Here is a 23,502-nt window from a genome sequence, read left to right on the forward strand (position 1 = left end):
GGGGTGATGGCAAATGGATCATTTTGATCTTAGACATAGTACAAAAGAAGATATTGTTGAGTTTGAAGTGATAGATAATCTTAGCGGTGAGAAGAGGATCCATTTTAAGGATGGAGAACCTGTAAAGCTCATAAATGTAGGTAGCGAGTATGCAATATCTACACTCAATGATAATGGGGCAAAGACGGTAAGAGTTAAGCCAATCAATGCTCATTACACGAGCATCATAGAGGGTATCCTTGGCAGAGGTCGCGTATATCTTGCTGCCGTTAATAATCACGCAAAGAAACTACTTCAGGTATCTTTTAAGCAGTATTCAGAAGAGAAGAGTTTGAGTTATGCCATAAGTGTTTCAGAAGACTTCTTTTCTTCCCTGAGGAAAAGCGTTGATCTTAGAAATGTAAACAATCCCAAGCCTGATGTGGAAGAAGGAACTCTGTATATGGCTGGTGGATATACCTATGCAGTAGTAGGTATTCATATTCGTGCAGATGAAAATCAAAGATTTAGACAGTTTTTGATCGCCGGTAGAGGTTATTATATTCAGGTTGCAAAGATAGAAGAACTTGGCAATGAATACTATGTTGCCGAAAAGATTCTTAAGAAAATACCCGCAGATGATTACTGTTTCTTTCTGGCAAAAGGACAACTGAAATACACGACAGATAAAGAAAAAGTTGCCTTGGAAACAAAGGCAGTGATGGAAAGTCTGTCAGATGATACTTATATCAAAATATGGGATACATATGGTGAAATTGAACGCCAGACCATTATGCATGAGGCTCGTGAACTAGGAGCGTTAAGGTACTCCTCTTTTGAGCAGATAGGAAGAGATTATAGATTCGATATTAAAACTGATAATCCTGAAAGGCTCGAAGCATTTGCTAGAAAATTTGAAAAAGGGGATATTCTTGTAGCCAGTATTTTAAATCCTTTTGAAGTGACTCGAGATGATCAGGAATTTGATGAATATCTATCTAAACATAAGAATTATATTGCCAATGTTAGACTGACTGATCCGATTATTCCAGAGTACGGATACATAATACTTACCATTGACGATCAAGAAGCTAGGAAAATCACAGTAGATCAGCAGGGCTATTTGTTTGTCTCAATCATGGGAGACAAGAAGCGTTTAGACAGACGTGAACATGCAAGAACCCAGATAGAAAGCAGACAATGTCCGATGCCTCATTTGTCTGCTGTTTTAGAAGGAAAGTCTGTTAGTTCTTCGCTGAATACCAAACGAAAATACCCTGCATTAAGTGATACTGTTAAAAAAGAAATTTTCACAAAAAAAGGCAAGTATCAGCCGCCGACACAAAAGCAGGAAATGGCTATAGCGATGGCTCTCAATACGCCGGATATTGCGCTTATACAGGGACCGCCCGGAACGGGAAAGACTACAGTTATTACTGCCATACTTAAAAGATTGAATGAGATTACTGATCCTACAGGGGGTATATTTGGGCGTAATTTAGTTACTGCGTTTCAGCACGATGCTGTTCAGAATGCAATCGATCGAATAGAAATATTGGGTCTTCCTGCAATAAAATTCGGTCATAAATACAATGAAGCTGAAGACGATATTGTGGACGTTAATGCTACGATCCAGGGCTGGATAAATGATCGTCTATCTGAATTGTACTCACGCCATAGCAATCTTGAGGGAAAGAAATATTTAGTTGAGTTCAATAAGATATATGTGGACTATTTGTACTCAGGAAATTCCGTCGAACAAACATTGGAATTGCTTGAAAAGGCACGGGATTTGGTCGATATTCATTTGTCATCTGAACTTTTGGATGAACTATCAGAGATTATCTCTAGTCTCCAGCTTATGACAGGTGGTACTATAGGACATTCGACAAACGCTCTTGTTAGGGCAGTGAGGAGAATTCCTATGTCCGAAGTTGCCTTTGAGGATAATGGAAGGTTAGAAATTCAGAAGGCAATTTATCATCTTCAGAAGCAAAAAAGTACAGAGTTTACTGAGGAGTTAGATACTCTGCAAAAAATGCAATCTGGCTCTTCATATGATTTTGAAAAGCTTAAATCAATTAGGAAACATCTCTTGGTTAAGGTTTTACCTAAGCAAGATATATTTACTACGCCTAATAAGAAAGATGATATCATTCGACTTTTGGGAAGAATATCTGATTTTCTCATAGCACAGATTGAAGGAGGAAAAGACGGAGAAGATCTGGTAATCATGCAATATATTCAGAGCATGGAAGAAGATCCACTGGCTGTTAAGCAAGCAATCCTTAATTATTCTGCTGTAAACGGAGCAACAAACCAACAAGTAATGAGAAAAGAAATCAGCGATCTGAAGGACGGAGAAATTGTTTACGATAATGTTCTTGTTGATGAAGCGGCAAGAAGCAACCCGTTGGATCTTTTTATTCCGTTGTCCATAGCTAAAGATAGAATCATTCTTGTGGGTGACCACAGGCAGCTCCCTCACATTATTGATGATCAGATAGTTGGAAAACTTGAAGACAGCATGGAAGGTGACTTAAAAGCTGATATTGAAAAGAAGATCAGAGAGAGTATGTTTGCTCAGCTCTTTACAAAACTTAAAATGCTTGAAGCTCAAGATGGAATAAAGAGAACCATTACGCTTGATAAACAGTTCAGAATGCATCCTACACTGGGAACTTATATTGATGACAATTTCTATAGAAAGTATAACGAAAGTGAACATGTAGGTAATGGACTTGAAGACCCGGCGTTCTTTTCACACAATCTTCCTGGAATAGAGAATAAGGCGTGTGTATGGTTTGACTTGCCCTATGATGGAGAGAATAAGGGGGAGAAAGCAAAGAGTAAATATAGGCGCAAAGAGGCCGAAACTATAGCAAGGCATATCAAGAAGATGCTAAATTCGGATGGAGGTAGAGAATTTACCTATGGCATAATCACATTTTATCGTGAGCAGGTTAATGAGATTAATAAAGCACTTGCGGATCCGGCTATTCAGATTCTAGTTAAAGATGATTCGGATCATTATGTCTTGAATCCGGAATATAAGAAAAATAACAGGGACGTTACAGAGATTGTAAAAGTGGGGACGGTGGATGCTTTCCAGGGTATGGAATTTGATGTTGTTTATCTATCAATGGTTCGTTCTAATGATGCTGAAATAGATGTAAGCATAGATACCCCGAATACATCAAGTTTATTACAGAAAAAATATGGATTTCTTATGTACGAGAATCGTCTTTGTGTAGCAATGAGCCGTCAGAAGAAAGTTTTGATTTGTGTTGGCGATAGTCAGATGCTGAAAGGTGCTCAGGCGGTAAAGGCTGTAGCACCGCTTGTAGAATACTATAAATTGTGTATGGAGGATGAGTATGGAAAGGTCATTCAATAATAGAACAAGTATCATATATCAGAATCCGCAGCATCCGAAGAACTATAAGATGGTAAAGAGGCGTTGGATTCTGGTGCCTATGTGCGAGTATAAAGTATCAGTTCCGTATCCGAAAGAAGAGGCACTTAACCTGTTTCAAATGACTATTTTGAAATTATTGGTAAGCGGGAGCAAAGATGATGATCATATAGCTTCTGTTTTATGCTTAAATACTGAATTGGTGGGATTTATAATAGATGAATTAAAGAGATACAATTTGATTGACGAACGTCGGAGACTGACAGAAAAAGGCTCAGCGTTAGTTAAAGGCGGTTCTAGTTCATATGACATAAAGACAGGGTATGTTTATTATAATTATGTCACCAAGACATTTATGGATGCTTTTGTTCCGGATGATAAACATAATGAAGTAGAGACTGGGAAAAGAAACAATGAAGTAATTAGTTTTGACTTAGGAACTGTATCAAAGCGGGATTGGCAAAAAGGATTGATTCTTGATGCAGATACTTCTGCAACAATTACGCCTAATCCATACGAAGTGTTGGCTATATGCAAGAAGCATAATCGTCGGACACGTAACCTTGGATTTATGGATGAGGAAACCGAAGATATTACTTCTATGGCAGAAGCGGAAGAAAAAGCTAAAAAATCAGATTCTCTTGATTTGCCATGGGAAATACAAAGTGTGAAAATGCTTGGTACTCAGAGAGATGTCTATGTTGTAACGTATATGTTTATGGCCGCAGATGATGTAATAAATCGAAGCAAGCTTCAAGTGTGCTATCCATTTGGCGAGGGAACATCATCGAGCTTGTTGGAGTGCATTGATAAACTATCGCGAGTTTCTAATAATGCCACAATAAAGAATGAGATACTTGGATTAAAGAATGATGTTTTTGGAATGACTGATGCTGATATCGAGGCAGTTCGGAAAGGACATTCTGAATCTGAGAAAAAAATTAAAGCGGTATTGTCTACGAAAATCGATGAATATCCTGCGGTAAGGGATTCTTTGCTGATAGTAGAGTCTTCTTATCTGCTTGTTAAAGAACTTATTGAGGCAAACAAGGGAAGTAATCGGGAAATCATAAAAAAGAACTTGGATGATTACATAGTACATAACTATGAGTTACTCGCAAGTATACTTATATATACGGCCAGAGAATATGATTATTTTACGGATGCTGAATTAACAAATCATGTTGTGCAGAATTCAATTGTATTAAGCACGTTGGCTAAAAAACTTGGCTTTTTAGATGACGATGGTAAAACATTTGAGAGATTCTTTAAAATCAAAACAAGAGCAATAAAGGATGCGATTAACGCCAGTCAGCATCAATTGAATGCATTGTTTGCGCATAATCTGATTATTGCAGAACATTTTCCGGGGCATCCGTTTTACAAGCTTTCAAATGCGATACCAGGGCTTATTAATTATCTTTCAGCTTTGAGAGATCTTAGGAATGATAGCGCTCATCCAAATGAGATTTATCATGATTTTGAATTGGTGTCATCCTACAGAAAAAAGAATATGTATATTGCATACTTGCTATTGGAAGGCTTGGCATTTGACGATAGCGGTGATGATACGGACGAAATGGATTCCAAGGATAAAGAAAAATTGGTTAAAGTTATGAGGGATGCAGAGATTTCATGTGAAAGCATTTATGAGAATCATTATCTAAAGAATACCAATATTGCGAACCAGCTCAGGAATCTGCAATTAGAGATTATTATAAAGGGAGATAACTATCCAAGCCGCGCTTCAGAGGTCTTTGAAGCTATGTTTAGACATATTTTGTCCACAAGATGTTCATTGGATGCGATGGCAGAAGTTAGAGATTCATCAAAGCAGGAAATGCGAGAAGAGCTACTCACTGAAATGAGAAGCTATGGATATGTGGTTGATGATACACCATACTATTATAAAGATAGAGTTCTTACTACATTCAGAGATTACTCTAAAGGGACTTTGCTGACGCTTTTTTATGCATGGTATTATTCTGAATGTAAAATTGCCGATAGCATGCTTCAAAGACTTGCATCCCTCTGCCCGGAGTTTATTAAGTTGATGGATGAGATTCATAATAATCGCGGACATAGTGGAAAAATGGATTTTAAGGACAGAAAGCTTGATTATACGAAAAAACATATAGATTCTGCAATTAACAGTTTGCTGGATGTAATGTTTGAGAAGGGAATTTTGTAGGTTTTTAGATATGGCGTATTCATTTTGAATGATATCATATTTCTACAAGGAGGAGAGATAGATGGGAAAAGGTAGAAGGAACAACCCCACAGTAAACGCCAAAAAGGAGAACGTTGACAAGCTGATGGAAAAAGTAAAAGCGGCGAAAGTAAAAAGTGCAGAAGAACAGTGGAAAGAACTCCTTGCAAGGATGTCGGAAGAAGAAGCTAAGCTATTCATTGAAAAACTGGATGTAGCAACTAAAGAAGCTGAGTTTTCCGAGCGTGAGAAGGCAATAAAGGAGATTCAGGATACTTTCGGCGCAATCGAGGCCGAACTTGATAGGCGTGATGGTGAGCAAAATAATTTGCAGGAAGATTTAGATAGCAGGGAAAGTTCTGTACAGACCAGAGAGAGCTCTGTAAGCAAGCGCGAGAAAGACGCTGATAAGAAAGATATGGATCTTATGAAGCGTGAAAGATCGATCATTGAACGTGAGACGAATGCAGAAAATGAATTTGCAATCCAGAACAGAAAAGCTTTGGAGGCTCTGAGAAAGCGCAAAGAGGAGCTTGATGCGGAAATTCTGGCTTTAGAGAAGAAAAAAATAGATAAGGAAGATGAACTAGAACAGTTTATAGAAGATTTACGTAAAAAGAAGCTGGAAACGCTTGATTCCGAAATTGAAAGAATAGAAAAAGAACGCAGGGCGGCAGCGCAGGCTGAAGCAGACCAAATAGTGGCGACAGCTAAAGCAGTAGTAGATTCTCAGCACAAGAGTATCTCAGATGAATTGGAAGCCTTAAAAAAGAGAGCGGAAGCCCTTGATAAACAGAAAAATGAACAGGATTCCAGAGAAGAGCAGCTTACCACAAGAGAAATGAACTTGCAGTTCGGAGAAGAGGAATTAAAAGCAGAGCAGGATGATATTCCGACGCAGATTCAGATTGGAGTTGAAAAAAAGGCTGGAGCATTGCAAATTGAACTCAATCAAGTGAAGAAGGATAAAGATCATCTGAAAAAGCGCCTTGAAGAATGTGAAAGAAAACTAGGAGAATACCAGGATCAGGAGAGAGAAGCTGATGGCATGACTATGGCAGAGCTTCTTGATAAAATAGCGTTTTATAAGCAGGAAATAGACCGGCTTAATAAGGAGTTGAGCTCTAGACCAGATGAAGTACTCCACGCTGAATATAAGATAAAAGCGGAGAAGTACGATGAGCTGGACACAAAGTATATAAGGCTGTTAGAGGATCACAAGGACCTTGAAAGACAGCAAGCACAGTGGATGCTTACGACCAGCCAGCTGGAGACCGAAAGAGAAAAGTGTTTAATTGCTGAAAAGAGACGTGAGGCCCTTCAGGCTTCTATTGAGAAGTATGAACAGGAAGTTAATAGATTCAGAAGCTTATATGAGCAACCCAAGGAATTGGCAGGACGTTTGGAATCAATTGAGACACCGTATTTTACAAGAAGAGAGCCGGCGGTAATTGGTATTACTGAGACAGAATGGCTTGATAAAATTTGCTCTAACTGCGAAGAAGCAGGAATTAAATTCAATAAAAGGCTGCTGTATTCGTTCCATACAGCTCTGAAGACTGCAGATTGGTCTCCGATTACCGTACTTGCTGGAGTCAGCGGTACCGGTAAATCCCTCTTGCCTGAATATTATTGTAGATTCGGCGGAATATACTTCATGTCGATGGCTGTTCAGCCTGATTGGGATAGCCCGCAGTCACTTTTTGGATACTTCAATTCCGTCGACAATAGATTTAATGCCACTACTTTGATTAGGGCGATGGTACAGTTTAGTAGTGCTGCTAATCAAGTCGGTAAAGAATCCAATCTTTCTGACTCTATGTTTATTGTTTTGTTAGATGAAATGAACCTTGCTCATGTTGAATTGTATTTTAGTGATATGTTGAGCAAGCTGGAGAGAAGAAGGAACAGTAATGATGAGATTGATGTTGAAATTGATCTCGGTGCAGGAATGCCTAAGTATCCTCTTGAGTTAAACGATAATATTCTGTGGGTTGGCACAATGAATGAGGATGAAACGACCAAGGCTCTTTCTGACAAGGTGTTAGATCGTGGTAATTTGCTCAGCTTTCCGAGGCCAAAAGAGTTTATCAGAAGAGCAAAGGCAAATAGCGTAGAAGCTGCAGCAATGCTTAAAAAATCTAAGTGGCAAGAATGGCTTAGCAATAATGTTATAGAGGAAACGCAATTTTTTGAGAGAATCGACAAATATAAGAAGGGGCTTGAGGCTATAAACGAAGCAATGGAGTTTGCAGGAAGAGCACTTGGACATCGTGTATGGCAATCTGTAGAAAACTATATGGCGAATCATCCAAAGGTTATTATGGCTGTGCGAGCTGAGGACTTTGATGGGGCTGTATGTGATATTGCAATGCAAAAAGCATTTGAAGAAGCACTCGTTCACAAGGTTATGCCTAAACTTCGCGGTATTGAAACTGATGGAGAAACAAAGATTCAGTGCATTGATAAAATCGAGACAGTTTTATTTGGTTCAAATGGCAAGGATGGACTTGCTCTGGGACTTTTGGCAGATTTCAACCATGCTAAAACAAATGCATATGAGACATTTATCTGGAGCAGCGCTAAGTATCTTGAGATAAAGGAGTGATAACTTATGGCACCAGAGCTTGGTGATATAAGACAAATAGAACAACTTGCCGCCAACGAAGCTCCTTCGAAAGAAGGGGCTTGGTGGATTATGCTCCAAACAGCTGAAAGCATCTGCAATTGTGCAAGTCTAAGAGATCCGGTTAATAATGCTTACCTTCCGGAGTTTTGGACAGATGCTATGGCTGGAGTAGAGCCTGTTTTAGATTCTGAATCAACAAGACCACTTCCTTACGATGATTTAATGCAAATGGTTACATTTTGCGGTGATCAGTTGCAAAGCGTAGTGGAGGATCCGAGACATAACATTGTAAAAGTAGACACGATGCTTATGCCATATAGGGTAAAAAATACAGGATCTAAAACAATGAACTGGCTTGGAAGACAGCCCGGAAAAACAATAAAAGAAAAACTTGCCGGTAAGAATAAAATGCTTACTCAGGTTAATGAATATAGCTATGATATTCGTGAAAACCAAGTTGCGATGATGCTCTTCCGACAGATGATGAGAAGAGTTTCGGATAGGATTAACTTTGGGATAAAAGCTAATGGATATGATTCTTTTGAAAATGAGCAGATTCATCAGTTACAACGGATAAAAAAGCTATTAAGGAATTCTCCGATTTCAGATGTTGAACCACAGAACCATAGTCAGGCAAATAATGTGCTCTTGTCAGATAAGAATTATTCAATTATTTGGAGGGCCTATCTTAATATGGCCAAATACGACACGCATTTGGAAAATAATTGGAAGAAAGCATTGGAATTATATGTTAAGGCAGTTTTTTTGTCTATAAATGCAGAGCTTCTTTCATATAAAGATGTGTGTGTTGTTGAAAGCCGGAATAATTTTGAAGGTATTAAAAATTTACACACCTCGTATATTGTTGGTTATCAGTGGCGCATTCCTTATGTCGTTGATGTATCCTACTGTGAGAAAAGCATATCTCTGGATGTATATGATGCTCCTTTGGATGGTACAGAGAATTGCGAGTCTGAAATGCATATTAAGCTTACTGCAAAGGAAATTGGAAAAGCAGAAAACTATGAGGGGAGGCGGGGAACTCCGCTTAACTGGACTATAGACGACGGAAACAAAGTTCAAATCACACTTTATGCTGACTTATCCGGAATTAGAGAAATCAATAGTTTCTTAACAAGTAGAATATTCTCGTTTGCTCAGATCGAAACTGAAAAGAGAGATGTTTCAATAGAACATATTATGGGCTCTGCTGCATACGATATTATTGCAGGTGGTGATCAACTCGGAATTGAAGATGATGAGAATCCAACAATACCAGTATGGGGATCAAGATATGCAGTAGCCTATACGAATGAACAAGGTGTAAAGACTTTCTATCCTGGAGGTAATAGTGCTGTTCATTATAATTCCGATGATATTGTTATTGTTAGTGATGCCGTTAATGAACAGAATAACGAAGGGCTTAAAGCTGCACTGAATGAGATACATAACAGGATAATTCTTGATCGAGATGATTATTTCTTTTATCTGGTTCCTGATTCGCTGGAAGAAATATTGCAGAAAAACCTTAAGCAATGTGTTAGGTCCTGGTTTAGCAGAACCTTTCCTATATGGCGCAGTGTGGCAGCGTTAACATATTGGCTTGAGAGCCCGGATTATAAGTTTGAAGACGATAGCGTTTTTGCATATATAGATCTGGTGGGAGATACCGCCACTGCTGGAATGTTAACAATACATTCAGAGAAGGTTCTAAAGGCTCAAGTTTGCAATCACTTTCCGCCATTTCCACAAGTAGAAGAAGGAGATGATATCACAGAAGATGCTTTTTGCAGACAATATGTAACTTCTTATGCTGATAAATATGGATTTGATGTGCCTGAAGATGTTAAGGATAATTTGATACGTTCAGGAAGTATTAAAGCTCTTATGCTTAAAGATAGCTATGCCAATCAGTTTGTGGAAATTTCGGGTCGTACTTCTGTCTATCAGATTACTTATGATAAGGATTTGATAAGCGAATGCATGGATTCGTGGTTGGTTGGAATAAGAAAGTTCTGGAGAATAATGCACCAGAGATTTGATAGAAAACCAAATCATGTATTGTTTCTGTCTGATATATTGATAAATCTGCTTTATCAGTTGGAAAGAGAGAATGATCTTTATTCGGTTTTTGATGAAGATGAACAGGAAAATCTATACTTATACCAGAGCTCAAGTGATTTGATATTAAAAGGGGCATTGGCATATAAGGAAAGACTTAATAGACATCTTCCTACATGGACGGAGTATTTACCTCATCTTAGTTTGGAGGTTATAAAGGATGGAGATTATGCCGAACTGGAGCTGATAGGTGATGATGTTTCGTTTGATGTTATGGGTGATGACAACGAACATGTGGTAGAGGAGAAGCTTGTGCTTAAGGCAAACGAAAAAGAGTTCAGTTTTCCGTTGGTCAAACAAGATATTAGCCGAAGATCAACTATGATCGATGCATATATATCAGATAAGAGCTTTCCGCTGGATCACGATGTCGTTGTAAGACTTTTTGTAAAATATCGATATGGGTTTGATAACAGTTATGAACTGACACTGAGGCCAGATAATAGCAGAGAGACAGCATTTAAAGAGATAATTGTTGAATGGGCTAATACTGACAGAAAAGCAGATGTTCTGAATATATGGCCGCCTGCGACGAATAGACTTGAAGATAATATTGTTCTTATGGCTATAGATGAGGCGAGAGACAGCTTTAGTAAGATACAATTCAGCATCGAGAAACATATGGTGAATTATTATGGCCACAATGACAAGTCATACCCGATTAAACAGACAGATCAATTCCTGAATAGAAATATATTCAAGCTTAGAAACATTGTTCTAAGCGACTTGCCTGAAGCCAAGGATTTTATGGAATGGTTTGTCGGTACCTCGCTGTATAAATATATCGGCCAGATATCGGGCATTTTCAAACACCAGGATATTCCGGACAGCTTTTTCGAAGATAACGCTGGTTCTCAGATGAGTTACTTTATGGGAGACTGTCTTCAGGTAATGTTTTCGATTGGCAGTTATACTCCAAAAGTTATTCAGGATAGTTTTGTGAAACGCTATTTTGACTTCGATGACAAATCACGTATGAAAGCAATGATTGATATGTTGCTACGAAATGGAAATAATCACGCTGCTATCGGAGTGATAATTGATGAGATTCGAGATTCGAAAGACCAGGACACCTACAGTGTTAGGATGTATTCTTTAGTGAGAGAACTTGGAAGGATGTGCTGCTTTGATTCGGAATTGATATATGACTTTTATGATGTTGATCAATCATTCATGTATGAGATGATGAACTACATTATTTCCGGTATAAGAAGAATGCTGACAAGATGTGAGAAAAAAGGTGATGCATACATGCCGGACAGAAAAGCCGTGAAAATGTATATATCATATATGGTTGCGTTACTTAGCTTCCTACGTCTCAGAGATCCTGGAAGAACGGATGGTTTTACTCTATTATCTGTTGGTAGCGACGATTCGAAAAAGCTTGCACGTGAAATACGTGAGCTGGATGACTATATGAGCAGAGAACGGCCGATAAGTCCGACGATAAGGTTCAAGCTTAATAAGCCAGAGGCACTTTCGAAAATGAGCGATTTGTCATATGCGCTTGATCTATATTTAAATGGTGATAAGAGAGCGGCCTCTATTGAGGTTGTAGGAGTTGATGAGGATGATTGATGAATGAAAATGGTACCAGATGAAGCAATGACGCATAATGGAAGATTTCATACTGATGATGTCTTTTCGGCAGCGTTGTTGAGGATAATGAATCCTAAGATTAAAATTGTAAGAAGATCTGCTGTTCCCCAAGGGTATACTGGGTTAGTCTTTGATCTAGGAGAGGGTGAATATGATCATCACGGGGATAGAAGGCAATACAGGGAAAATGGCATTCAATATGCTTCGTTTGGGCTTCTGTGGAAACAGTATGGAAGTACGCTTGTAAGTGAAAAAGAAGCTCGGATTTTTGATGAGACTTTTGTTCAACCATTGGATCAACAGGATAATAATGGTGGGACGAATATGCTGTGCAGAGCAATTACACAGGCTAATCCTAAATGGGATGAAGAAGAGGATGCTGATGCTTGCTTTTTCAAAGCAGTTGATTTTGCCCAGTTTATTCTTGAAAATGAGATCAAGAGTATGCATAGCACAGAACATGCAGAAGAAACTGTACTTAGGTGTTTAAAACATCAACAGAACGGGATTGTTGTTTTGCCTAAAGGTATGCCGTGGAAGGCATTATTGATTCCGTCAGAAGCATTATATGCGGTATATCCTTCCCCGAGAGGCGGATATAATGCACAAGCCGTTCCTTGCTCCATAGATTCGCAGGAGTGTAAGAGACCTTTTCCTATAGAGTGGAGAGGGAAAAAGGAAGAATTATCGACGGTTGCCGGAGTCGGGGATTTGACCTTCTGCCATATACATGGATATCTGTTAGGGGCAAAGAGTGAGAAAGCCGCAATTGATGCATGCCAAAAATCAATAGGATGGAACAAATAATAATGAGTCGGGGGTGGATGAGATGATTACATACTCTACGCAGTTTCCTGTGAAGGAAAGCTTTGATAAAAAAACATTTGTTGAGTTTGTCATTAAATGGAATCAGGGGAGCAAGTATGACAAATTTGACAATATTGAGTGGGATGGAGAGTCTTATTCAGTTCAGTGGGAAGAGACTGGTAAAATATTAGTTATTGATGAATTGGCTCATAAAGGTGTGGTTGCTTCCAGATTGCAAAAGGAAGATGAGTATGGTCTTTGGAAAACCGATTTTATCTTAAACTATGTTCAAAAGTATATTACTGTGAGAGTGGCATTGGAGACTACGGAGTTTACGACCGATTTTTATCCCACTTATTATCCTCCGTTTTTTGTGAAACAGATAATTTATTGGGAGTATTCTGGTATAGATGCCGATGTTCCTGTGGGAAAAGATGCTTGTGTGTTGGATGAATATAAATATTGTATTGATGGTATAGTAAATGGAGAAGCTGTCTGTGCTCTTCCGATAGTGCTTATTTCTAAAAAAGAAGATGGTGAGTTACCTGTTGATGTGTCTGATCTTGCCTTTAAGCTTCAGGGGGTTGCTCATGTGATATTTGAAGGTGACGATGCTGTTTTGGGCACATATTCAAAACAACTGGATTGCGACGGAAGTAAAGGTACAGCTATTATTCTATATCCCAACAAGAATATGAAGAGAAGAGTGATTAATTTGTCCGGGGCAAGTAATGAGAATCCTGAACAGATAATGACTAGGATTATCAATTCGGTTTATGAATACTCGAATCAAGTTATGCGTATAGATATTGACACTTGGGAAGGTATTCAGAATGAAAAACTGCATTTTCAGAACGGGACATTATTATCTGGTCGTAAGATACTCGAAGAAGAAAATGCAGAACTATATGAAGTTTTTGAAGAGCAGTTAAGCAGAACTGAGGCTGCAAACCAAGACTTAAATAAAGAAATACAAAGATTGACCGTTGAAAATCAGGCTTTAAGGATGCGACTAGCCTCTAAAGATCAACAACCTTTGATTTTCATGGGGGAGGAAGTAAATTTTTATGAAGGTGAGATTAGAGAGATAATACTTGAAATACTTGAGGATTATCTTCGAAATGTAAAAAAAGATACACGAAGAGAACATATTGTAACGGACTTACTTGAGAATAATACATATGAACATATTCCGGCAAAGCGGCGAGAACAGATTAAGACTGCTTTAAAAGGATACAAATCTTTGGGAGGATCTCTTCGTAGTATTTTGGAAAGCTTGGGATTTGTCATTACAGATGACGGAAAACATTACAAATGGACTTACTTTGGAGATCACAGGTATTCTGCCACAATGGCAAAAACAAGCAGCGATAATCGTGCGGGAATGAATATGGCTTCTCTGATAGACAATCTGATGCTTTGAAGAAGGAAATACAGAATTAGAAGGCTGGCAAATTAAAAATGCCAGTCTTCTTTTTTTGTAGGTTTTTTAGAAAAGCGTCAGAGCAGATAGGGGTATATTTACATCATCAACAATAACAGTACGGATTGAAAGGAGCCGGAGCTGGTATCAGAAACCATAGTTTAAATCACTAATCATAATCAAGGAGGATTCGCGATGGATCAGATTATTAAGAAGGTAGCAGGTTTAGGTGTACCGGGACTGGTATTTTTAGTAGCAATTGAACTTACTGGATTAGCTGGAGCAGCTGCTCTTACGGCAGCACTCGCAGCACTGGGACCGGGGGGAATTGTTGGAGGCGTAATGACCTTGTGTGTTCTTGGTTTGATCGCCGACGGTATTGCTGAATACGGATTTGATGCAATTGCTAAGGGGGTTATCCGTGAACTGTATTGCAGGGGAGAATCAAAGGAAAGCATTAAGGCTAAGGTAAGCAAGTACCCTGTTTCATCCAAGCTGAAGAGTAATCTCTATGATGTTGTTGATAAGTTCGCATGAAGGAATCCCCAAGCGGCTGGAGAAGAAGTATTCTCCTCCGGCCGCTCTAAAAATCATCATAAAGAATAAATGGAGAAAGTGAGCATTAACACTTGACATTTTCCTCGGCTATCAAAAAAATGAAATAACATTGTATTTGAGCCCTGGTTGGTGTATAATATAACGTGCTAATTTGGGGCTCTTATAGCTTAGAAAGGAGCCTTAAATGGGAAAAGATCTCAAAGGAAAGGAGATCGGAGCAGGAATCGTTCAGCAACCTAACGGGACTTACTTCGCTAGATTTGTTGATAAATTTGGGAAGCGCAGAACGAAAAGATCCAAGAAACTTCAAGAGGTAAAACAGTGGCTTGCTGATGCTACATACATAGACTAACACAGTGACCTCGACCAGGCAACGGATATGCTCGTTGATGCCTGGTTCGATTATTGGATAGGGATAAAAAAGCAGACAGTGAGACCTAATACGGTCAGAAACTATTCGGAACGGTATGAGCGTAATATCAAGGGTGTTATAGGCAATAAACTCTTAACGGATGTAAAGCCTATTCATTGTCAGAAGATTTTTTCGGATATGGCTGATGAGGGCTATAAGACGACTAACATATATCAGACGCGGATTGCTCTTTATAACATGTTTGAGTTCGCCAGAGAGAATGATGTACTTATTGCGAATCCATGCAAGAAGTCGTTAAAGAGCGATATGGGAAAGCCTTCAGATAAAAAAGAAGCTCTTACGATAGACGTTCGGAAAAAGTTCTTAGAAGCTGTGGTTGGCTACAGCTATGAGAATCAGTACCGCTTCGTGTTGCAGACCGGACTTCGTACAGGTGAGCTTATAGGACTTAAGTGGAGCGACATCGACTTCGAAAATCGTACTATGAAGATCGAAAGGACGATGGAATATCGCTACAAGGTAGGTGAGTGGAGAGTTGGTCCACCTAAGAGCAAATCCGGCTACCGTACAATTCCTCTTACAGACGAAGCAATTCGTATTCTTGAAAACCAGAGATCAAAGAATAAGAGCTTAAAGCTCGTACCGATGGAATGGAAAGATATTGTCTTTCTTTGCAGAAAGGGAACGCCGGTCAAGAACAGTACTTATGATACAGGACTTTTTAAGTATTGTGACCGTGTAGGTATTCCGAGATTTTCGATGCATGTACTCAGACATACTTTTGCGACAAGATGCATTGAAGGTGGAATGAAGCCCAAGACTCTGCAGAAGATTTTAGGTCATTCCAACATTGGTATTACCATGAATCTGTATGTTCATATTACAGAGGATGAAAAACATAGAGAAATTGACTTAGTGGCTGACGCGTTAAAAGTGGTATAAAACTTGATGCGAAATTCATCTCCGTGGTACTCGATGTGGTACTCGGTTAAAAACACGAATCGCGGAAAGCCAGTAAAATAAAGGAAAAATGAAGGAGATGAATATATTATGAAATTAGGAATCGTAGGACTGCCAAATGTGGGAAAAAGCACGTTGTTTAATTCTCTGACGAAGGCGGGTGCGGAATCTGCCAACTATCCTTTTTGTACCATAGACCCGAATGTAGGGGTAGTAACCGTTCCGGATGAACGTCTGGAGGTCTTGGGGGAGATGTATCACACCAAAAAGATTGTTCCTGCCGCAATTGAATTTGTGGATATTGCAGGGCTGGTGAAGGGAGCGTCCAAAGGAGAAGGACTGGGGAACCAGTTTCTGGCAAACATCCGGGAGGTGGACGCCATCGTACATGTGGTCCGCTGTTTTGAGGATGACAATATTGTCCATGTAGACGGAAGCGTTCAGCCGCTCCGGGATATTGAGACCATTAATCTAGAGCTACTTTTTTCGGATCTGGAGATTCTGGAGCGAAGGATCGCAAAGACTGCCAAGTCGGCAAGAAACGACAAGGGGGCAGCCAAAGAGTTGGCACTTTTGGAGAAGATAAAAGCACATCTGGAGGAAAACCAGATGGCCAAGACGTTTTCCGGTTTTGAGGATGAGGAGGAAGAAGCCTGGTTTTCCAGCTATAACCTGTTGACAGGAAAGCCGGTGATCTACGCAGCCAACGTCTCCGAGGAAGAACTGGCGGATGATGGAAATGGCAACGAGAAAGTCCAGGCAGTGCGGGAATATGCAAAGACAGAGCACAGCGAGGTGTTTGTAGTATGCGCACAGATCGAGCAGGAGATTGCCGAGCTGGACGAAGAAGAGAAAAAGATGTTCCTGGAGGATCTGGGACTGGAGGCTTCCGGGCTGGAAAAGCTGATCCAGGCAAGCTACCGCCTTTTGGGATTGATCAGCTACCTGACGGCAGGAGAGCCGGAAGTACGGGCATGGACGATCACGAAGGGGATGAAGGCTCCTCAGGCGGCCGGAAAGATCCATTCGGATTTTGAGAGAGGATTCATCCGTGCAGAGGTGGTTTCTTACGAAGATCTGATGGCATCGGGAACCTATGCGGCAGCCAAGGAGAAAGGGCTGGTCCGCCTGGAGGGGAAAGAGTACGTTGTGAAAGACGGAGACATTATGCTGTTCCGCTTTAATGTGTAGAAAAGCCGGCAGAGGGAAACCCGAAGTGTCCGGTCTGTATCGTAACCCCGACAGAGGAAGGCGCTGAAGCTTCCATCCTATCTGCAGACGAGGCAGAGGAAGGGACCGGAGATCCCGTCTGTAGTTACGGTATAGAAAGAAGAAAGACAGAGGTTGGAATATATGGAAAACAGTATTGCATTTCCCAATCTGGGGATTTTGCTGAAATCGGTGGGCAGCCACATTTCCATCAAAGGATTTGAGATCGCTTATTACGGAATCCTGATCGGGATCGGGATTTTTGCAGGAATCCTGATTGCCGTAAGAGAAGCAAAGCGATCCGGGCAGGATCCGGAGATGATCTACGATCTGGCTATCTACGGAGTGATCTGTTCCATTGTGGGAGCGAGGATATATTATGTGGCGTTTTCCTGGGAGGACTATAAGGGAGATCTTTTGAGCATCCTGAATATCCGCCAGGGGGGGCTGGCCATCTATGGGGGGATCCTAGGAGCGGTTCTGACTATTTTTGTATATAGCCGGATCAAAAAATTGTCCCCTTTCATTCTTTTGGATCTGGTGGCTCCGGGACTTGCCGCAGGGCAGATGATCGGGCGCTGGGGAAATTTTTTTAACAGAGAAGCATTTGGAGAATACACGGACAACCTGTTTGCCATGCGGCTTCCCCTTGCAGCGGTAAGGAGCGGTGATGTGACAGAGATGATGCGCCGACACCTTACGGAGGCGGACGGGATTTCCTTTATTCAGGTGCACCCCACATTTTTTTATGAATCCTGCTGGTGTCTGCTGCTTCTTTTGTGTTTGCTCTGGTATGACAGAAAAAAAAGATTTGACGGGGAAGTCTTCCTTTTCTATCTGATGGGATACGGCGCCGGAAGGGCCTGGATCGAGGGACTGCGGACGGATCAGCTGAGATGGCCGGGTACAGACATTGCAGTGTCTCAGGTGCTGGCAATCATCATGATCCTTCTGGCTGCGGGATGGATCTGTATCAAACGAAATCGCTTGACAAAAGGGAACAAATCAGCTACCATTTCTAAAACAGTAAAAGGCACAGGCGAAGAAGAGAACAAGTAGCAAAGCTGACACCCCAACAGAGAGCTGCCGGCCGGTGAGAGGCGCAGGAAAGACGGTTTTGTGAATACATCTTGGAGCCCTGCACCGAAGTACAGTAGGCTGCAGCGCAGACATGCGTTATCATGTGGGACTGATGTTATGCGTCCATGAGGCCGGCTTTGCCGGTGAATAAAGGTGGTACCACGGGAGTTTCTCGTCCTTATCTTCGGATAGGGGCGTTTTTTATTTCACAGAAAGTTGCGTCCTGTGAAATAAAAGATGCTCCGGCAGGAGCCCGCTGCGCCGGCATGAAGACATGCACAAAAGCGACCTGCCGCAAGGGGAGCGTTCTGCGAGGTGGGATTTTTGGTGAAAAAAGAAACTGTCGGAAGTTGGTTTGGCGACAGAACAGATGGAAGGGCAGAAAGCCTGAAAAAATTTATGCCCAGGGAGAACGCAGGAAGAGCCGAAAAAGAGAAACAGGAAAACGAAGAAACAAAAAGGGAAAAAGATAGAGGAGGAAAAACATGGGTATTTATGAAGAATTACAGGAACGAGGATTGATCGCACAGGTAACGGATGAAGAAGAAATCAGAGAGCTGGTCAATGCAGGGAAAGCTACTTTTTATATTGGGTTTGACCCGACGGCAGACAGCCTTCACGTAGGGCATTTTATGGCGCTTTGCTTGATGAAACGGCTGCAAGAGGCAGGGAATAAGCCGATTGCCCTGATCGGAGGCGGAACCGGCTATATCGGAGATCCGTCGGGACGTACCGATATGAGAAGCATGATGACGCCGGAGATCATCGAACACAACTGCAACTGTTTTAAAGAGCAGATGAGTAAATTCATTGATTTTTCAGAGGGAAAAGCACTCATGGTCAACAATGCCGACTGGCTTTTGGATCTGAATTATGTGGAAATGCTGAGAGAGGTGGGTCCTCATTTTTCTGTTAACCGGATGCTGACGGCAGAATGTTACAAGCAGAGAATGGAAAAAGGTTTAAGCTTCCTGGAGTTTAACTACATGATCATGCAGAGCTATGATTTTTACAGACTGTTTTGTGATTACGGATGTAATCTCCAATTTGGAGGAGACGACCAGTGGAGCAATATGCTGGGGGGAACGGAACTGATCCGCCGGAAGCTGGGAAAGAATGCGGCAGCTATGACCATCACGCTTTTACTGAATTCAGAAGGAAAGAAAATGGGCAAGACCCAGAGCGGCGCCGTATGGCTGGATCCCAATAAGACTTCTCCCTTTGAGTTTTATCAGTACTGGAGGAATGTGGCGGATGCAGATGTATTGAAATGTATCCGGATGCTGACCTTCCTTCCTCTGGAAGAGATCCGTCAGATGGAGACCTGGGAAGGAGCAAGACTGAACGAGGCAAAAGAAATCCTTGCCTTTGAACTGACAAAGCTGGTGCATGGGGAAGAAGAGGCAAAAAAAGCACAGGAGGCAGCAAAAGCCCTGTTTAGCCAGGGGGCGGCCGCCGACATGCCCAAAACAGAACTTACAGCAGAAGATCTGTCAGAGGGGAAAGTAGATATTCTGACAATCCTTGTAAAAAGCGGACTGGTACCGTCAAAGTCAGAAGCCAGAAGAGCTGTGCAGCAAGGTGGAGTATCTGTTGACGGAGAAAAGGTGGAAGATATCTACCGGACCTTTTCGGCGGAAGAACTGAAGGGAGAAGGATTTGTCCTGAAAAGAGGCAAGAAGAACTTCCGAAGAATCGTTTTGGCATAACGATTTCGCAAAGAAAATCGCAAGATATGGGCGGAAGGTACGAAAGTAAATTTTTTCTTGAAGAATCATTAGATTTCCTGTATGATATAAAAGATATAGAAAGTTGGGGGGATACCCAAACAGGTAGGAGGAAAAATATGAAAAAAATCGTAAGTATTGTAGCAGTGGTTTGCCTTGCATTGGGCCTGGCTGCGTGTGGAGCAAAAGTAAAAGAAGAAAAGGGAGTAGCCGTTCTGACCATGGAACAGGAAGCCCTGAAAACAACCATGACTCTGGATGCAAAAGGGGATACGGTAACAAGGATCACACAGGATTCTGTGATTTCAACAGCAAACCTGACGGAAGAACAGATCCAGATGGTACTGACAGCTTCCGAACAGGCAAAGAGCAGCTATGCAGAGATTAAGGGAATTGAATATTCTCTGGAGCAGAAGGACGGCGAGATCGTAGAGAAGATCGTGATTCCGACAGATAAGGACACGTTGCAGGCAGTTATCAAGGCGGGGCTTCTGCCAGTGACAGACAGCAAAGCAGAGAAATTGTCTGTAAAAGAAACGAAAAAGGCGCTGGAAGCGGCCGGATGGAAAGTTGAAAAATAAGAGGACATCAGGGAGTCAGGCTTTTGAGCAGGGCTCCCTTTTTGCGTGTACCGGAGAGACGAGGCAGAAAAAATCTCTGTAAAGTGAGGGGATATGCAAAGAAATCTACGGAAAATGTATAAAGAAAATCTGCAAAAATCTTGACAATGAACAAATCCTATAATATACTGAATCGGTATGACGAAATAGGAAACAGCACGAAGCCAAAGCCCCGGAGTCTTGCTGATTTCAATAAGTATGGATTAGAAAACATGAATGATTCACAGGAGGTACACCAATGAAAACTTATATGGCAAATCCAGATAAGATTGAAAGAAAATGGTATGTAGTGGACGCTACGGGACATACATTAGGACGCTTGGCATCGGAAGTAGCAAAAGTGCTTAGAGGAAAAAACAAACCGGAATTTACCCCGCACGTAGACACAGGTGATTACGTGATCGTAGTAAATGCTGAAAAGATCCAGGTAACAGGAAAGAAACTGAACCAGAAGATCTACTATCATCACTCAGACTATGTGGGAGGAATGAAAGAGACTACATTGGCAGAGATGATGGCAAAGAAGCCGGAAAAGGTAATTGAATTGGCAGTGAAGGGTATGCTTCCAAAAGGACCTTTGGGAAGAGCGATGATAAAGAAGCTTCATGTATATGCGGGAGCAGAGCATGCACAGCAGGCGCAGAAACCAGAAGAGTTGAAATTTTAAGGAAAAGGTTGAAGGGAGGATATTACAGTGGCTAACGCAAGATTTTACGGAACAGGAAGAAGAAAAAAATCAGTTGCAAGAGTATATTTAGTACCGGGAACTGGAAATATTACAATTAACAAGAGAAGCATTGATGAATATCTTGGATTAGAAACATTGAAGGTTGTAGTTCGTCAGCCGTTGACAGCAACAGAGACAGAAGGCAAGTTTGATGTGATCGTCAATGTAAAGGGCGGCGGATACACAGGACAGGCAGGTGCGATCCGTCACGGTATCGCAAGAGCTTTGCTTCAGGCAGACGGAGATTACAGACCTGTACTGAAAAAAGCAGGCTATCTGACACGTGATCCGAGAATGAAAGAACGTAAGAAATACGGTCTCAAGGCAGCGAGACGTGCTCCACAGTTCAGCAAGCGTTAATCGAGACTTGGAAGACTTAAAAAACCCTGGAAAATCAACAGTTTCCAGGGTTTTTTCTTGCCCAAAAGTTCTGCTGTCATGTGTCATCATCTGTTGCTATTTGCAATTAAAATCGGTGTCAACAAGTGGGAAATTTATGAGGGTCGATTTTTGGTTGCGTCACAGACAAAAATAAGCCACCTGTTATACAGAAAACATTTCTTTTAATAACTGCCAAATATTATGGACAGTTAAGGTTCTTTCTTCCCTCTTGTCCAGCATCCTGTCCAGTTTTTTCATCCATAAGAACATCAGCGTCTGTTTCCTTTTTTGCTTGCATTTTTTGTCATCCTAAAAAACACTGCCTCGTATTGTTTCAACATTCAGCACTAAGCAAAAAATCCGCCAAGTGTACGATTTTTACCCCGTTGACATTCCCTGTGGCCAATTCGTCCAATGTCACAACATATTTAGGGTAGTGATCTTTGATTTCAAGGAGATTAGCGATTTCCCGGTCAGATTCCTCCGGCAGCCTGCGGCATACCTGTACATAGATGCGTTCATCTCGCTGCACCGCCACAAAATCAATTTCCTTCGTTTCGTTCTTTCCAATATAGACTTCATAACCTCGACGCCGCAGCTCAAAATATACGATGTTCTCTAGCATAGCCGCGATGGACTTTGGATTAAATCCCATGATGCAGTATTTTAAGGACGCATCTGCCAGATAGAATTTTTCCTGGGTTTTCAGTACAGATTTTCCCTGCAAATCATACCGTTGGCAACGATAGATCACAAACGCTTTTTCCAGCCAGGTCAGATAGTTATAAACCGCCTCCACCGACAGGGAACGCCCCTCGCTCTTGAGAAACTTCGCAATGGCATTGGCTGAAAAGGTTTTGCCCACATTTTCCACGATATACTTTACAACACGGTTAAATAAATCAAAATTCGTAATGTTGTGCCGTTTTGTAATATCGTTCGTAATAACAGAGTTATAAATACCCTCCACGATCTGATAGACAGAGCGTTCGTCAAAGTTGCTCAGTGCCACAATGGGAAAACCGCCCAACCGAAGATATTCGTTTAACAATTCCTTTGGAGAACGGGAATCTGATTTTTTGAATTCCAAATACTCAGTAAAAGATAACGTATATACCGGAATGGAAATGTATCGCCCCGTCAAGTAGGTTGATATTTCGCTGGACATCAGCTTGGAATTGGAGCCGGTCACATAAATATCGGTGTTTGCATTCTCCAACAGACTATTGACCGCTTTTTCCCAATCGTCGATTTCTTGTACCTCATCTAGCAAAAGGTAGTAACGCCCTTCGCCGGTCATTTGCCCCTTTATACCGTCATACATATCTTTGTCGGTCATGCCATCATTAAAATCCTCCGACGTATATCGCATACTGATAATATGGTCTGCGGCAATCCCACTTTCCAGCAGATCCTCCCGCAGCATATCTAAAATTGTGGATTTGCCGCAGCGCCGGATTCCCGCTAATATCTTCACAAGCGGAACATCCCGATAGGTTTTCAGCATATTCATATAGTTTGATCGGATAATCATATCACTCGCCTCCTTATCCTTAGTATATAGAAAAAATCCAGAAATATCAAAGGTTTTTACTATCAATCCGTAAAAACTTATTGCATATCAAAACTTTTTTGTATTGGGACATTTAGATGTGCAAAAACAGGATACATCCATCTTGTTACAG

General features: G+C 41.1%; 16 protein-coding genes and 1 other annotated feature. Of the genes, 15 read left to right on the plus strand and 1 reads right to left on the minus strand.

Features of this window, described 5'->3' with window-relative positions:
- Positions 1-13: 13 nt before the first annotated feature.
- From SOW26_RS02850 to rpsI, 15 genes are all read left to right on the plus strand, one after another.
- Entirely contained in the window at positions 14-3,376 is a 3,363-nt protein-coding gene (locus SOW26_RS02850) for an AAA domain-containing protein (protein WP_320651852.1), read from the plus strand.
- Positions 3,357-5,585, plus strand: a complete 2,229-nt coding sequence (locus SOW26_RS02855) for a hypothetical protein (protein ID WP_320651853.1) — start codon at positions 3,357-3,359, stop codon at positions 5,583-5,585. The genes SOW26_RS02850 and SOW26_RS02855 overlap by 20 nt, the downstream gene beginning before the upstream one ends.
- A gap of 61 nt (positions 5,586-5,646) precedes the next feature.
- On the plus strand, positions 5,647-8,211 hold the full coding sequence (locus SOW26_RS02860) for a hypothetical protein (protein ID WP_320651854.1): 2,565 nt from the start codon (positions 5,647-5,649) through the stop codon (positions 8,209-8,211).
- Positions 8,212-8,217: 6 nt separating this feature from the next.
- On the plus strand, positions 8,218-11,931 hold the full coding sequence (locus SOW26_RS02865; protein WP_320651855.1) for a DUF2357 domain-containing protein: 3,714 nt from the start codon (positions 8,218-8,220) through the stop codon (positions 11,929-11,931).
- A 3-nt stretch (positions 11,932-11,934) separates the two neighbouring features.
- Positions 11,935-12,759: an MYG1 family protein gene (locus tag SOW26_RS02870; RefSeq protein ID WP_320651856.1), complete on the plus strand. Its 825-nt coding sequence runs from the start codon at positions 11,935-11,937 to the stop codon at positions 12,757-12,759.
- Between the two features lie 13 nt (positions 12,760-12,772).
- Positions 12,773-14,182, plus strand: a complete 1,410-nt coding sequence (locus SOW26_RS02875; protein WP_320651857.1) for a hypothetical protein — start codon at positions 12,773-12,775, stop codon at positions 14,180-14,182.
- Positions 14,183-14,377: 195 nt separating this feature from the next.
- Positions 14,378-14,719, plus strand: coding sequence for a hypothetical protein (locus SOW26_RS02880; RefSeq protein WP_320651858.1), 342 nt, complete (start codon positions 14,378-14,380; stop codon positions 14,717-14,719).
- Between the two features lie 205 nt (positions 14,720-14,924).
- Entirely contained in the window at positions 14,925-15,092 is a 168-nt protein-coding gene (locus SOW26_RS02885) for a hypothetical protein (protein WP_320651859.1), read from the plus strand.
- Between the two features lie 27 nt (positions 15,093-15,119).
- The gene (locus SOW26_RS02890; protein ID WP_320651860.1) at positions 15,120-16,055 is read left to right on the plus strand and encodes a tyrosine-type recombinase/integrase; all 936 of its coding nucleotides are present in this window, start codon (positions 15,120-15,122) and stop codon (positions 16,053-16,055) included.
- A 108-nt stretch (positions 16,056-16,163) separates the two neighbouring features.
- On the plus strand, positions 16,164-17,264 hold the full coding sequence (ychF, locus tag SOW26_RS02895) for a redox-regulated ATPase YchF (RefSeq protein WP_276959906.1): 1,101 nt from the start codon (positions 16,164-16,166) through the stop codon (positions 17,262-17,264).
- Between the two features lie 162 nt (positions 17,265-17,426).
- Entirely contained in the window at positions 17,427-18,341 is a 915-nt protein-coding gene (gene lgt / locus SOW26_RS02900) for a prolipoprotein diacylglyceryl transferase (RefSeq protein WP_320651861.1), read from the plus strand.
- Positions 18,316-18,545, plus strand: a binding site (T-box leader). Its footprint overlaps the gene before it by 26 nt.
- 302 nt (positions 18,546-18,847) lie before the next feature.
- Entirely contained in the window at positions 18,848-20,071 is a 1,224-nt protein-coding gene (gene tyrS / locus SOW26_RS02905) for a tyrosine--tRNA ligase (protein ID WP_320651862.1), read from the plus strand.
- Between the two features lie 137 nt (positions 20,072-20,208).
- Positions 20,209-20,670, plus strand: a complete 462-nt coding sequence (locus tag SOW26_RS02910; RefSeq protein WP_173017091.1) for a DUF1307 domain-containing protein — start codon at positions 20,209-20,211, stop codon at positions 20,668-20,670.
- Positions 20,671-20,947: 277 nt separating this feature from the next.
- Positions 20,948-21,376: a 50S ribosomal protein L13 gene (gene rplM / locus SOW26_RS02915; RefSeq protein WP_154478093.1), complete on the plus strand. Its 429-nt coding sequence runs from the start codon at positions 20,948-20,950 to the stop codon at positions 21,374-21,376.
- 27 nt (positions 21,377-21,403) lie between these two features.
- Positions 21,404-21,796 carry a 30S ribosomal protein S9 gene (rpsI, locus tag SOW26_RS02920; RefSeq protein WP_276959021.1) on the plus strand — a complete coding sequence of 131 codons (393 nt, stop codon included), beginning with the start codon at positions 21,404-21,406 and terminating at the stop codon, positions 21,794-21,796.
- Between the two features lie 355 nt (positions 21,797-22,151).
- Here rpsI and SOW26_RS02925 read toward each other — a convergent pair whose 3' ends face one another.
- On the minus strand, positions 22,152-23,351 hold the full coding sequence (locus tag SOW26_RS02925; RefSeq protein ID WP_320651863.1) for an ATP-binding protein: 1,200 nt from the start codon (positions 23,349-23,351) through the stop codon (positions 22,152-22,154).
- Positions 23,352-23,502 lie beyond the last annotated feature (151 nt).

The organism is Suipraeoptans intestinalis, assembly GCF_034091795.1.
Classification (GTDB): domain Bacteria; phylum Bacillota; class Clostridia; order Lachnospirales; family Lachnospiraceae; genus Suipraeoptans; species Suipraeoptans intestinalis.